Annotated in this window: 13 protein-coding genes; all 13 read right to left on the reverse strand. The window is 46.2% G+C overall.

What is annotated here, in order from left to right:
• Window positions 1-117: 117 nt before the first annotated feature.
• Window positions 118-1,947, reverse strand: a complete 1,830-nt coding sequence (glmS, locus tag H8A87_RS05170; protein WP_198688920.1) for a glutamine--fructose-6-phosphate transaminase (isomerizing) — start codon at window positions 1,945-1,947, stop codon at window positions 118-120.
• A gap of 123 nt (window positions 1,948-2,070) precedes the next feature.
• Window positions 2,071-3,441, reverse strand: a complete 1,371-nt coding sequence (glmU, locus tag H8A87_RS05175; protein WP_198688921.1) for a bifunctional UDP-N-acetylglucosamine diphosphorylase/glucosamine-1-phosphate N-acetyltransferase GlmU — start codon at window positions 3,439-3,441, stop codon at window positions 2,071-2,073.
• 184 nt (window positions 3,442-3,625) lie between these two features.
• Entirely contained in the window at window positions 3,626-4,048 is a 423-nt protein-coding gene (locus H8A87_RS05180) for a F0F1 ATP synthase subunit epsilon (protein ID WP_198688922.1), read from the reverse strand.
• 21 nt (window positions 4,049-4,069) lie between these two features.
• A complete protein-coding gene (gene atpD / locus H8A87_RS05185; protein ID WP_198688923.1) occupies window positions 4,070-5,452 on the reverse strand; it encodes a F0F1 ATP synthase subunit beta in 1,383 nt (460 codons plus the stop codon).
• Between the two features lie 34 nt (window positions 5,453-5,486).
• Window positions 5,487-6,350, reverse strand: a complete 864-nt coding sequence (gene atpG / locus H8A87_RS05190) for a F0F1 ATP synthase subunit gamma (RefSeq protein ID WP_198688955.1) — start codon at window positions 6,348-6,350, stop codon at window positions 5,487-5,489.
• A gap of 59 nt (window positions 6,351-6,409) precedes the next feature.
• Window positions 6,410-7,951 (reverse strand): F0F1 ATP synthase subunit alpha, encoded by a 1,542-nt coding sequence (atpA, locus tag H8A87_RS05195; RefSeq protein ID WP_198688924.1) that lies wholly within the window; start codon window positions 7,949-7,951, stop codon window positions 6,410-6,412.
• Window positions 7,952-7,965: 14 nt separating this feature from the next.
• A complete protein-coding gene (gene atpH, locus H8A87_RS05200; RefSeq protein ID WP_198688925.1) occupies window positions 7,966-8,499 on the reverse strand; it encodes a F0F1 ATP synthase subunit delta in 534 nt (177 codons plus the stop codon).
• Between the two features lie 12 nt (window positions 8,500-8,511).
• A complete protein-coding gene (gene atpF, locus H8A87_RS05205; RefSeq protein ID WP_198688926.1) occupies window positions 8,512-8,982 on the reverse strand; it encodes a F0F1 ATP synthase subunit B in 471 nt (156 codons plus the stop codon).
• Window positions 8,983-9,037: 55 nt separating this feature from the next.
• A complete protein-coding gene (gene atpE, locus H8A87_RS05210; RefSeq protein WP_047962570.1) occupies window positions 9,038-9,283 on the reverse strand; it encodes a F0F1 ATP synthase subunit C in 246 nt (81 codons plus the stop codon).
• A 46-nt stretch (window positions 9,284-9,329) separates the two neighbouring features.
• Entirely contained in the window at window positions 9,330-10,154 is an 825-nt protein-coding gene (gene atpB / locus H8A87_RS05215) for a F0F1 ATP synthase subunit A (RefSeq protein WP_198688927.1), read from the reverse strand.
• Window positions 10,155-10,185: 31 nt separating this feature from the next.
• On the reverse strand, window positions 10,186-10,563 hold the full coding sequence (gene atpI / locus H8A87_RS05220; RefSeq protein ID WP_198688928.1) for a F0F1 ATP synthase subunit I: 378 nt from the start codon (window positions 10,561-10,563) through the stop codon (window positions 10,186-10,188).
• Window positions 10,564-11,172: 609 nt separating this feature from the next.
• Window positions 11,173-11,793 (reverse strand): 16S rRNA (guanine(527)-N(7))-methyltransferase RsmG, encoded by a 621-nt coding sequence (gene rsmG / locus H8A87_RS05225; RefSeq protein ID WP_198688929.1) that lies wholly within the window; start codon window positions 11,791-11,793, stop codon window positions 11,173-11,175.
• Between the two features lie 11 nt (window positions 11,794-11,804).
• Window positions 11,805-13,694: a tRNA uridine-5-carboxymethylaminomethyl(34) synthesis enzyme MnmG gene (gene mnmG, locus H8A87_RS05230; RefSeq protein WP_198688930.1), complete on the reverse strand. Its 1,890-nt coding sequence runs from the start codon at window positions 13,692-13,694 to the stop codon at window positions 11,805-11,807.
• Window positions 13,695-13,730: the final 36 nt, after the last annotated feature.

Below are 13,730 nucleotides of genomic sequence, written 5' to 3' on the forward strand. Positions count from 1 at the left end.
GTCACAGTATCGCAACGTTTAAATTAAATCATATCACTGAAAATGAAAAATCCGGCCAGCTTACGCATAACCGGATTAAGACAGTATTTAGTTTTGGTTTACACGTGCATTAGCCGATTACTCCACCGTCACCGATTTCGCCAGGTTACGCGGCTGATCCACATCTGTACCTTTGATCAACGCAACGTGGTAAGACAGTAATTGCAGTGGCACAGTGTAGAAGATCGGTGCGATCAATTCTTCTACGTGTGGCAGGGAGATGATCTTCATGTTTTCGCTGTTGGTGAAACCTGCGTCCTGATCTGCGAAGACATACAGTAAACCGCCACGGGCGCGGACTTCTTCAATGTTGGATTTCAGTTTTTCCAGCAGTTCGTTGTTTGGTGCAACGATGATTACCGGCATGTCCGCATCAATCAGCGCCAATGGGCCATGTTTCAGTTCGCCAGCTGCATAGGCTTCTGCATGAATGTAGGAGATCTCTTTCAGTTTCAGTGCACCTTCAACCGCAATCGGGTACTGATCGCCACGACCAAGGAACAGGGCGTGATGTTTTTCAGAGAAGTCTTCTGCCAATGCTTCAATCAGTTTGTCTTTGGACAACATGCTTTCAATGCGGCTTGGCAGGGCATGCAAGGCATGGACAATATCTTGTTCCAATGCCGCATCAGCGCCTTTCTGATGCCCCATGTAAGCCACCAGCATCAGCAATACTGTTAACTGGGTCGTGAAGGCTTTGGTAGAGGCTACACCGATTTCAGCGCCTGCTTTGGTCATCAGGGCAAATTCAGATTCGCGTACCAGCGATGAACCCGCTACGTTACAGATGGTCAAGGTAGCCAGGTAACCCAGTTCTTTGGATAAACGCAGGGCAGCCAATGTATCAGCCGTTTCACCAGACTGAGACAGGGTAATCAGCAGGCTGTTTTTACGGCGTGCAGGCTTGCGGTAACGGAACTCAGAGGCGATTTCCACGTCACATGGAATACCCGCCAATGATTCAAACCAGTAGCGTGAAACCATTCCTGCATTATAAGAAGTACCACAAGCAACGATTTGGATATGCTCAACCTGAGACAGTAAATCCGCAGCGTTAGCACCCAGTTCTGACAGATTTACCTGACCGTTGCTTAAACGGCCTTCCAATGTGCTTTTGATAGCCATCGGCTGTTCATAAATCTCTTTCTGCATATAGTGACGATAAACACCTTTGTCACCTGCATCATACTGAACGTTGGATTCAATCTGCTCACGTTCAACTGCTTCGCCATTCACATCAAAGATGCGAACAGTACGGCGAGTGATTTCTGCGATATCACCTTCTTCCAGATAGATAAAGCGGCGAGTCACTGGCAGTAAAGCCAGTTGGTCAGATGCCAGGAAGTTTTCTCCCATCCCCAGACCGATCACCAATGGGCTACCAGAACGCGCTGCCACCAGTACGTCAGGATGACGGCTATCCATAATCACAGTGCCGTAAGCGCCACGCAATTGCGGGATAACACGCTGAACCACTTCCAGCAATGAGCCGCCTTGTTGCTGTTCCCAGTGAACAAGGTGGGCGATAGTTTCAGTATCTGTATCAGAAGAGAAGGAGTAACCACGCGCTTTTAATTCTTCGCGCAGTTCTTCGTGGTTTTCAATAATGCCGTTATGCACAACCGCAATATGTTCAGAAGCATGAGGATGGGCATTGCGTTCGCTTGGTTCACCGTGAGTCGCCCAACGGGTATGGGCAATTCCCGTACCGCCGATCACTGGCTGTTTGTCCGCTTCATCCACCAGCATTTGTACTTTGCCAACTTCACGCAGGCGAGTCATACGGTTTTCACTGTCAACGACAGCTATACCCGCAGAATCATAACCACGGTACTCCAGGCGACGAAGACCTTCGATCAGTATTTCTGCAATATCTCGTTGTGCTACTGCACCAACAATTCCACACATTTTGTTTTATTCCTAAAAGCAGGGCCGACAAGCCCTTTTTATGTCGCCAACCTGATTGTGTTCCGGCTTTGCCGGTCCCCGAGCTTTGTAGAGATGGGGATTTTTATTATGAATATATCTTATTTATTTTTTCTTAACTGGTCGCTGCCAGTTCTTAATATGGGTTTGCTTCACCCGGCTGATGACCAATTCGTTCTCAGCAATGTCTTTTGTTACGGTGGTTCCTGCGCCAATGGTCGCACCTTTCGCTACCGTAACAGGCGCAACAAGCTGGGTATCAGAACCGACAAACACATCATCACCAATGATGGTTTTAAATTTATTAGCACCATCATAGTTACAGGTAATAGTACCCGCACCAATATTCACATTACTGCCAATTTCAGAATCACCCAGATAAGTCAGGTGACCCGCCTTGGAACCTTTTCCAAGAGAGGTTTTTTTCATTTCAACGAAATTGCCAACATGGGCTCTTTCCGCCAGCTTAGTGCCAGGGCGTAAACGTGCAAAAGGCCCAACGGTACACTCGGTAGCAATTTCAGAATCTTCGATTACGGTATAAGGGCTAATTACCGCGCCATCACCGATAACGCAATTATTCAGGATACAGCCAGAACCAATATGAACATGATTTCCCAGTGTGACATGACCTTCGATAACCACATTGGTATCAATCACCACATCGCGGCCATGTTCTAATGTTCCACGCAGATCAAAACGAGCAGGGTCTAATAACATTACGCCCGCCAGCAATAATTTTTCTGCCTGCTCAGACTGGTAAATACGCTCCAGTGCAGAAAGTTGAAGACGATTGTTAACCCCTTCCATTTCACTTAAACGGCTTGGGTGTACTGCCTTGATTTGATGCCCTTCTTTGTGTGCGAGCGCAATAACATCGGTAAGGTAATATTCTCCCTGTGCGTTGTTATTTTCCAACTTGGATAACCAACGTTTCAAATCACCACCATTCGCCACCAAAATACCGGTGTTGATTTCGTTGATTTTACGCTGTTCTTCCGTTGCATCTTTTTGTTCGATAATACCCGTTACTTCACCATTTTCACGAATAATACGACCATATCCGGTTGGGTTATCCAAAATAGCAGTCAATAAACCAATACCACCTTCTGGTTTAGCCTCGATCAAACGTTCTAAGGTGCCTTTGGCAATCAAAGGCACATCACCGTACAGAATCAGAATATCTTCATTATCTGCAAAATGCGGCGCAGCCTGTTGCATAGCATGGCCAGTACCAAGCTGTTCAGCTTGCAGTACCCAGTTCAGATTTTGGTTGGAAAGTGTTTGTTTCATCAGGTCACCGCCATGTCCATAAACCAGATGAACATTTTGGGTTCCCAACTCCATTGCGGTATCAATGACATGCTGAACCATTGGTTTACCAGCCAGCAAATGCAAAACTTTGGGAAGATCGGAATACATGCGAGTTCCCTTACCTGCGGCAAGGATCACGACACTTTTAGCGCTAATAGACATAAGAAACCTGACAATTCCAATTTTAAGTATGAAAGTAAACCCGTTTGCAAAATAAATTGCTACATATTTCGTAATGCAAAAAAGCCAGTTAGCTTTCACCAACTGGCTTTTTATCTCACTGCCTATACCCTTCTTTCAAATTGCAGCTCAACTGGCTGTAATTTGAAATCTATTTGGGTACTTATTACATCATGTTCTTTGTCAGCTCGATAACGCGAAGTTTCGCGATCGCTTTCGACAATTCAGCAGATGCCTGAGCATAATCAACATCGCCGTGAGAATTACGGATATGTTCTTCCGCCTTGCGCTTGGCTTCAAGCACTTTAGCTTCGTCCAAATCCTTACCACGGATCGCTGTATCGGCCAGTACGATAACGCCGTTTGGCTGAACTTCAAGAACTCCACCTGACAGGTAGATAAATTCTTCTTCACCAAACTGCTTAACAATACGTATCATGCCCGGTTTTATGGCAGTAAGCAGTGGTGTGTGTTGAGGATAGATCCCCAGCTCACCTTCACTGCCTGTCACCTGAATTTTCTGTACCAGCCCTTCAAACATCAGTTTTTCAGCGCTGACTACGTTCAGGGAGAACGTCATTGCAGCCATATCAACCTCCCGTCAACCGTATTAAAGCTTCTTCGCTTTTTCCACAGCTTCGTCGATGGTACCAACCATATAGAATGCCTGCTCTGGCAGGTGGTCATAATCACCGTCCAGGATGCCCTTGAAGCCACGGATGGTGTCTTTCAGAGAAACGAATTTACCTGGTGAACCAGTGAAGACTTCTGCAACGAAGAATGGCTGAGACAGGAAGCGCTGGATCTTACGGGCACGTGCCACAACCAGTTTGTCGTCTTCAGACAGTTCGTCCATACCCAGAATGGCGATGATGTCTTTCAGTTCCTGATAACGTTGCAGGATAGACTGAACGCCACGAGCCACGTCATAGTGCTCCTGACCAACAACCAGTGGGTCAAGCTGACGGCTGGTTGAATCCAGTGGGTCAACCGCAGGGTAAATACCCAGAGACGCGATCTGACGGCTCAATACGACGGTTGCATCCAAGTGAGCAAAGGTTGTCGCTGGTGATGGGTCAGTCAAGTCATCCGCAGGAACGTAAACCGCTTGTACGGAGGTAATGGAGCCTGTTTGGGTTGAGGTGATACGCTCTTGCAGAACCCCCATCTCTTCCGCCAGTGTTGGCTGATAACCTACCGCAGATGGCATACGTCCCAACAGTGCAGATACTTCTGTCCCTGCCAGGGTATAACGGTAAATGTTATCGACGAACAGCAGAACGTCACGGCCTTCATCACGGAATTTTTCCGCCATGGTCAAGCCAGTCAATGCAACGCGCAGGCGGTTTCCTGGTGGCTCATTCATCTGACCGTATACCAGAGATACTTTATCCAGTACGTTTGAGTCGGTCATTTCATGATAGAAGTCGTTACCTTCACGGGTACGCTCACCAACACCAGCAAATACGGAGTAACCTGAGTGCTCGATCGCGATGTTACGGATCAGCTCCATCATGTTAACAGTTTTACCTACACCCGCACCACCAAACAGACCAACTTTACCGCCCTTAGCGAATGGGCAGATCAAATCCATTACTTTGATACCAGTTTCCAGCAGTTCCTGAGAGTTGGACAGCTCTTCATAGGTAGGTGCTGTACGGTGAATTGACCAGCGTTCTTCTTCGCCAATCTCACCTTTCATATCAATTGGATCGCCCAATACGTTCATGATACGGCCCAGCGTTGCTTTACCCACTGGTACTTCGATTGGGTGTCCTAAATCAGTCACGTCCAAATTACGGCGCAGGCCATCGGAGGTACCCATTGCGATACAACGAACGATACCACCACCTAACTGCTGCTGAACTTCCAGCACCAGTTTTTCTTCACCGTTTTTAACCTCAAGGGCATCGTACACTTTTGGCACGCTGTCCTGAGGGAATTCGACGTCCACTACGGCGCCGATTACCTGGATAATCTTTCCAGTAGCCATCTTGAATCCTCTACGTAATTCGTAAACCTAGCTGTTAAACCGCAGAAGCACCCGAAACGATTTCGGTGAGTTCCTGAGTGATGCTGGCCTGACGAGCCTTGTTGTAAACCAACTGTAACTCTTTGATCAGGTTGCCACCGTTATCGGTTGCGGCTTTCATCGCTACCATTCGTGCGGCCTGTTCACTAGCCAGGTTTTCAACGACGCCCTGATAAACTTGCGATTCTATATAGCGGCGCAGCAGGGTATCCAACAGCGCTTTAGGATCAGGTTCATATAGATAATCCCAAGACTTCTTCTTCAGCGTTTCATCGTCTCCGGCTGGCAGAGGCAATAACTGAGTAATTGTCGGAACCTGAGACATTGTATTTATGAACTTGTTGGTCACTATATACAGTTTATCCAGACGCCCTTCGTCATATGCTTGCATCATGACGTGGACTGGCCCGATCAGTTCGGACAATGATGGGTTATCTCCCATCCCTGTTACTTGGGCAACAATGTTGCCTCCAACAGAAGAAAAGAAAGAAACTCCTTTTGATCCAACAAGCGCCAAGTCAACTTGGACGTTTTTATCAGACCAGTCTTTCATTTCTATCAGCAATTTTTTGAACAAGTTAATGTTCAAACCGCCACATAAACCACGGTCAGTCGAAACAACCACATACCCAACACGCTTCACTTCACGCTCTTTAAGGTATGGATGTTTGTATTCCAGATTACCTAACGCAAGGTGTCCAATCACACTGCGAATGGTCTCTGCGTAAGGACGGCTGGCCGCCATGCGATCCTGCGTTTTACGCATTTTGGACGCGGCGACCATTTCCATCGCTTTAGTGATTTTTTGCGTATTTTGCACACTGGCGATTTTGGTACGTATCTCTTTTGCGCCGGCCATTTCTGCTTCTCCGAATTCAACCAGACGGCCCATGTTCAATCAAACAGGGCCGAATAGTGTTACCAGGACTGAGTCGCCTTGAAGGATTCCAACAGAGCTTTCAGCTTAGCTTCGATCTCTCCGTTGTAATCACCAGACTGGTCAATCTCTTTCAGAAGATCAGAATGTTCACGGCTAGCATACGCCAACAACGCAGCTTCGAAACTGACCACTTTCGCGATTTCAATATCTTCCAGATAGCCACGCTCAGCGGCAAACAGGGACAGAGCCTGCTGTGCAACGGACATCGGCAGATACTGTTTCTGTTTCAGCAGTTCAGTCACTTTCTGACCATGATCCAACTGCTTACGAGTTGCATCATCCAGATCAGAAGCAAACTGGGAGAATGCGGCCAGTTCACGGTACTGAGCCAGAGCGGTACGGATACCACCAGACAGTTTCTTGATGATCTTAGTCTGAGCAGCACCACCTACACGGGATACGGAAATCCCTGGGTTAACCGCTGGACGGATACCTGCGTTGAACAGGGAAGATTCCAAGAAGATCTGACCATCAGTGATGGAGATAACGTTTGTTGGTACGAACGCAGAAACGTCACCCGCCTGAGTTTCAATGATTGGCAATGCAGTCAGAGAACCTGTTTGGCCTTTCACTTCGCCATTGGTGAATTTTTCAACGTACTCAGCGTTAACACGCGCTGCACGCTCCAACAGACGGGAGTGCAGATAGAAAACGTCACCAGGGAATGCTTCACGTCCAGGTGGACGACGCAGCAACAGGGAAACCTGACGGTAAGCAACAGCCTGTTTAGACAGGTCATCGTAAACAATCAGTGCATCTTCACCGCGATCGCGGAAGTATTCACCCATCGCACAGCCAGAGTATGGTGCCAGATATTGCAGAGCCGCAGATTCTGACGCAGATGCAACAACAACGATAGTGTTGTCCAGTGCATCGTGCTCTTCCAGTTTACGAACTACGTTAGCAATGGTAGAGGCTTTCTGTCCAATCGCAACATAGATACATTTGATACCAGAATTACGCTGGTTAATGATCGCATCAATAGCCAGAGCGGTTTTACCAGTCTGACGGTCACCGATCACCAGCTCACGCTGGCCACGGCCGATTGGAATCATGGCGTCAACGGATTTGTAACCAGTCTGGACAGGCTGATCAACGGATTGACGATCGATAACGCCTGGCGCAATCACTTCAACAGGTGAGAAGCCATCGTTCTCAATAGCACCCTTGCCGTCGATTGGCTCACCCAGTGTGTTAACAACACGACCCAGCAGACCACGACCAACAGGTACTTCCAAAATACGGCCAGTACATTTGACTTTCATGCCTTCGGCCAAGTCAGCATACGGCCCCATTACAACCGCACCTACAGAGTCGCGCTCCAAGTTCAGTGCAATTGCGTAACGGTTGCCAGGCAGAGCGATCATTTCACCCTGCATGACATCGGCTAAACCGTGGACACGAATGATACCGTCGTTAACGGAAACAATCGTTCCTTCATTGTGAGCTTCGCTCACGACATTGAACTGAGCAATACGCTGTTTGATCAGTTCGCTGATTTCGGTGGAATTCAGTTGCATATGCTCCAGTCCCCTTAAGACTGCAAGTCGTCTGTTAAACGGTCCAAACGGCCACGAATACTGCCATCGATCACCATGTCACCCGCGCGGATAACCACACCGGCAATAACAGACTTGTCAATTTTGCAATTCAGCTTCACTTTGCGTGACAGACGTTTTTCCATCGCCGCAGAAATTTTAGCCTGCTGCTGCTCATTCAGTTCGGATGCAGAAATCACTTCAACATCAATAGTTGATTCAAGTGACGCACGCAATTGGATAAATTGCTGGAAGACTTCTGGCAGTACCAGCAAGCGACCATTTTCTGCCATTATACGAATAAAGTTCTGAGCATGCGTATCAACCTGCTCACCACAAAGAGTGATGAAGGTCTTGGCTAACGTTTCCGGTGCTAATGAACCGGAAAGCAGCTCACCAACCTGCTCATTGCGAGTGACCTCAGCAACAAACTCCAACATGCTCTGCCAGTGTTCGAGAGATTGGTGCTCTACAGCAAAGTCAAAAGCTGCTTTGGCGTAGGGGCGAGCTACCGTAGCAAATTCAGACATGCCCCTCCCTCCTTACAGTTCAGCGACCAGTTTATCAACGATGTCGCTGTTAGCAGCTTCATCCACGGAACGTTCGATGATCTTCTCGGCACCTGCGATAGCCAACATCGCAACCTGTTTACGTAACTCTTCACGAGCGCGTTTGCGTTCAGCTTCAATTTCAGCATGAGCCTGCGCTACAATTTTGTTACGTTCCAGCTCGGCTTCTGCTTTGGCATCATCAATAATGAGGGCTTTTTGTTTATTAGCCTGCTCAATGATGACTTGCGCATCAGCTTTCGCTTTTTTCAGTTGGTCGGTCGCATTGGCTTGCGCTAAGTCCAGGTTCTTTTTGGCACGCTCTGCTGAAGCCAAACCGTCAGTAATCTCTTTCTGACGTTTTTCAATGGCCGCCATGATCGGTGGCCATACATACTTCATACAGAACAAAACAAACAGGACAAACGCGATGGTCTGGCCGAGGATTGTTGCGTTAATATTCACGGCACAATACCTCTATTTCAATTAATGAATTGGCGTAATTTTCAGTTCTGCTATTTTACTTACCGCCAACAGCAAACATCATAAATAAGCCCAGGCCCACAGCGATCATAGGGATGGCGTCAACCAGACCCATGACGATAAAGAACTGCGTACGCAGCAGAGGAATCAAATCAGGCTGGCGAGCAGCGCCTTCCAAGAATTTACCTCCGAGGATGCCGATACCGATCGCAGCACCGATAGCCGCCAGCCCCATCAGAATAGCGGCAGCTATGTACAGCAGATCCATATTCAGGTTTTCCATGACAGTCTCCAGTTTGTTTCAGTTAAAACACAATTATTGATAGAAATTAATGCTCTTCAGATGCCATCGACAGATAAACAATCGTCAGAACCATGAAAATAAAGGCTTGTAACGTAATAATCAGTATGTGGAAAATCGCCCAGGGCAGGCTAAGTAACCACTGTGACCAAAACGGTAAAAGAGCCGCAATAAGAATAAAGATCAATTCGCCAGCATACATATTACCAAACAGTCGCAGAGCGAGTGATATAGGTTTAGACAGCAAGCTGACCCCTTCTAAAATTAAGTTAATTGGAATAAACAGTGGATGATTGAAAGGCTGCAATGTCAGCTCCTTCGCAAAACCACGAATTCCTTTCATCTTAACGCTGTAGAACAGAATGAGGACAAAGACACCGAGAGACATCGACAAGGTGACACTGACATCTGCTGTTGGAACAACACGCAGAGCAGGCAAGCCGAAGAAGTGTTCACCGATTAAAGGAATAAAATCGATTGGCAGTAAGTCCAATGCGTTCATCAGTAACACCCAAACGAACACAGTCAAAGCCAGAGGGGCTATTACTTTGCTCTTACCGTGATACATGTCACGAACGGTGTTATCAACGAAACCGATTACCATTTCTACCGCAGTCTGGAATTTTCCCGGAACACCATCAGTAGCGCGAACCGCAACTCTTCTGAATACGAATAGAAACAACATCCCTAATACGGTGGAGAAAAAAAGCGAGTCAATGTTCAACGTCCAAAACGTCGCCTCATAACCACTAGCGTGGGGATTGACCAACTCAAAGGTACGCAAGTCCAACTGAAGGTGCTTCAGGTGATGACTTATGTACTCCGAAGTTGAAACTTCTCCTGATGCAGACATGATGCTTTTTACCCTTTTGTTGTTAAAAACGCTAACCGTTCATTACGGCAGGTGCGATGATCTGCACAATCAGCACCGCTAAATAGGCCACACCAAGTGGTGCAAATGCCGCCTTGAACACACCTAAAGCGACTATCAGCACAGTTATCGTAATGATAACCTTAACCCCTTCGCTAATAGCGAAAAACCATGCAATTCGTACCGGAACGCCTTCTTCTTTCGCCTTTTGGAAGCGGCTAAGCAGCATAAAAATGGCATTTGGTAGCCAGCATGCCAACCCACCAGCAAAAGCAGAAGCGCCCCACTCTATACTTTTGGTACAAAAAGCCACACTGAGAATAACAAAAGTCATTAACTGCAAAAATAACAGCTTCAGTGCCATTCTACCGCTGTAAAGGGATACAGACATGACTTTTGTTTTCTCCCTGAGGATACCATCACATATCAGGTTTTTCTGAATGCTGTATAAAACTGGCTTTGCTTAAGAGTGTCAAGTGACAAAAACGTGCAAATTATACGGGCAGCCAAAATGAATTCAATCCATAAGTAGCGAAAAAGTGAATAATTATTTAAATTTCTAACTTTGGTGCTAGATTGCTCACAAATACCATTTAATATTCTGCAACGATTAATGGTACGACCTCAGAATTAAACGTGATGCGCATCACACCAAACAAAAACCATTAATTATGTTTACCATTAAATATAGGATAAAAATCTTTTATTTTTCCACTGAAAATCAAACAATTAATATTATACCTATAAAGTTTTATTTGATATATCGATAAAAAAGGTTAAATGTTTATTTTGATCACTTTCTCTAAAATTTATTTATAAAGAAAATCGATAGTTGTCATCAGAAAGAGAAATTTTAGCAATATAAAAATAACGTTAGCTTTCTGTGATACACCAGTAAATAAAATTGAAACAATGGAAAAAAATAATTAGTAACGCCCGTCACATTTTAAATGTGGTTAGCGTCACTAATTATTTAGATTTTTATTGACAAATAACAAAGTTAGTTTGACTTAAGTATTATCAGATGACGCTGTTCATCTAACTCTGCAACTTGTAGGGGGATGACGCTATCAAGAGAGATCCCCACTGGCAATTGAGTTAATTCATCTTCCGGTAACGCGCCTTTCAAGGCATAAAAACGCCCCTCAAGCGGTTTTGGAAGATGGCCGCACCATGACAGCATATCTTGCAAAGAGGCAAATGCTCGGCTAATTACCCCATCAAAAGGTGGCTTAGGGATAAATTCCTCAACTCGACTTTGTACAGGCTCTATATTGGTCAAACCTAATTCATGCTGAACCTGACGTAAAAAGCGAACACGTTTCCCCAAACTATCCAGTAAGGTGAAATGAGAATCAGGACGCACAATCGCCAATGGGATGCCTGGCAAACCAGGCCCTGTGCCTACATCAATAAATCGCGTTCCGTGAAGAAATGGATTAACAACAATGCTGTCTATAATATGCCTCACCAACATCTGCTCCGGATCACGAACAGATGTCAGGTTATAAGCCTTGTTCCATTTATTAAGCATGTCAACGTAGGCGACAAGCTGCTGTTTCTGTTTCAGCGATAATTCAATGCCAGTCTTTACCAGCAGCGATTCCAATTTGTTAAGCAAAACCCATCCCCTTAGGCGTTCCGACGCAATAAACCTTGTTTTTTCAACCATACCAGCAAAATAGAAATCGCTGCTGGAGTGATGCCTGAAATACGCGAAGCCTGACCAATTGAGCTTGGTTTATGGTCATTTAGTTTTGCAATAACTTCATTGGAAAGCCCGCTGACTTGTTGGTAATCCAGATCGACTGGCAGTGCTGTATTTTCATTGCGCAGTTGTTTTTCGATCTCTTCCTGTTGACGAGCAATGTAACCTTCGTACTTCACTTGAATTTCAACTTGGTCAGCAGCCTGAGGTTCAGTCAGTCCAGGAGAAAAACGTGACAGTGATGTCAACAATTGATAATTCATCTCAGGACGACGCAGCAAATCTTCACCACTGGCTTCTTTTGACAACGGTGTTTTCAACATCTGATTAATATCTTCTAAGCTATCAGAGTGAGGATGTACCCAGATATTGCGCAGACGCTGACGTTCCTGCTCGATCATTTCAACTTTGCGGCAATAATATTCCCAACGAAGATCATCAACCAAGCCAAGTTTACGGCCTTGTTCAGTCAGGCGAAGATCCGCATTATCTTCACGTAGCATCAAACGATATTCTGCACGGGACGTAAACATACGGTAGGGTTCTTTAGTGCCCAATGTGCATAAATCATCAACCAAAACACCGATATAAGCCTGATCACGGCGTGGGAACCAACCTTCTTCACCAGTGGCATGACGTGCTGCGTTGAGGCCTGCCAGCAAACCTTGTGCTGCCGCTTCTTCATATCCGGTAGTGCCGTTGATCTGACCCGCAAAGAACAGGCCATGGATAAATTTGCTTTCCAGCGTTTGTTTTAAATCACGTGGATCAAAGAAGTCATACTCGATTGCATAACCCGGACGAATAATGCGGGCATTCTCCATGCCTTTCATGGAGTGAACGATCTGCATCTGTACATCAAATGGCAGACTGGTTGAGATCCCATTTGGATAGATTTCGTTACTGGTGAGTCCCTCTGGCTCCAAGAAGATCTGATGAGCGTTACGATCCGCAAAACGCATTACTTTGTCTTCAATGGAAGGACAGTAACGAGGGCCGATCCCTTCAATGATCCCTGCATACATTGGACTGCGATCCAAGTTTCTGCGGATCACTTCATGGGTTTTTTCATTGGTATGTGTGATATAGCACGGGATCTGCCGTGGATGTTGATCCACGCTGCCCATGAAGGAAAATACGGGTGTTGGATTATCACCTAATTGTTGTTCGAGCTGGCTAAAATCAATGGATCGCGCATCAATGCGAGGGGGAGTACCTGTTTTCAGGCGTGCTACGCGCAAAGGTAGTTCACGCAAACGGTGAGACAAAGAGATCGCGGGAGGATCCCCCGCACGTCCACCACTGTAGTTTTCCAGTCCGATGTGAATTTTTCCATCAAGGAAGGTTCCTACTGTCAGAACTACAGATTTGGCCTTAAATTTCAATCCCATACGGGTAAACACACCTGTAACAGTGTCGTTTTCAACGATGAGATCTTCAACCGATTGCTGGAAGATCATTAAGTTAGGTTGATTTTCCAATGCGGTTCTTATGGACTGTCGGTAAAGTACTCGATCCGCTTGTGCTCGCGTTGCCCTAACAGCAGGGCCTTTGCTGGCATTGAGTGTTCTAAATTGAATACCAGCCTGATCTGTGGCTTTTGCCATTAGGCCACCAAGTGCATCGATCTCTTTTACCAGATGCCCTTTACCGATCCCACCAATGGCTGGATTACATGACATCTGGCCCAAAGTATCAATATTGTGAGTCAGTAGTAAGGTTTGACGCCCCATACGGGCTGCGGCCATTGCTGCTTCAGTACCGGCATGACCCCCGCCGATAATGATGACGTCAAAGTGCTCTGGATAAAACATGTGCAAACCTTCAGTTGTGAAAATGCTTCATATGCA

Source organism: Xenorhabdus lircayensis, from assembly GCF_016306625.1.
Lineage (GTDB): Bacteria > Pseudomonadota > Gammaproteobacteria > Enterobacterales > Enterobacteriaceae > Xenorhabdus > Xenorhabdus lircayensis.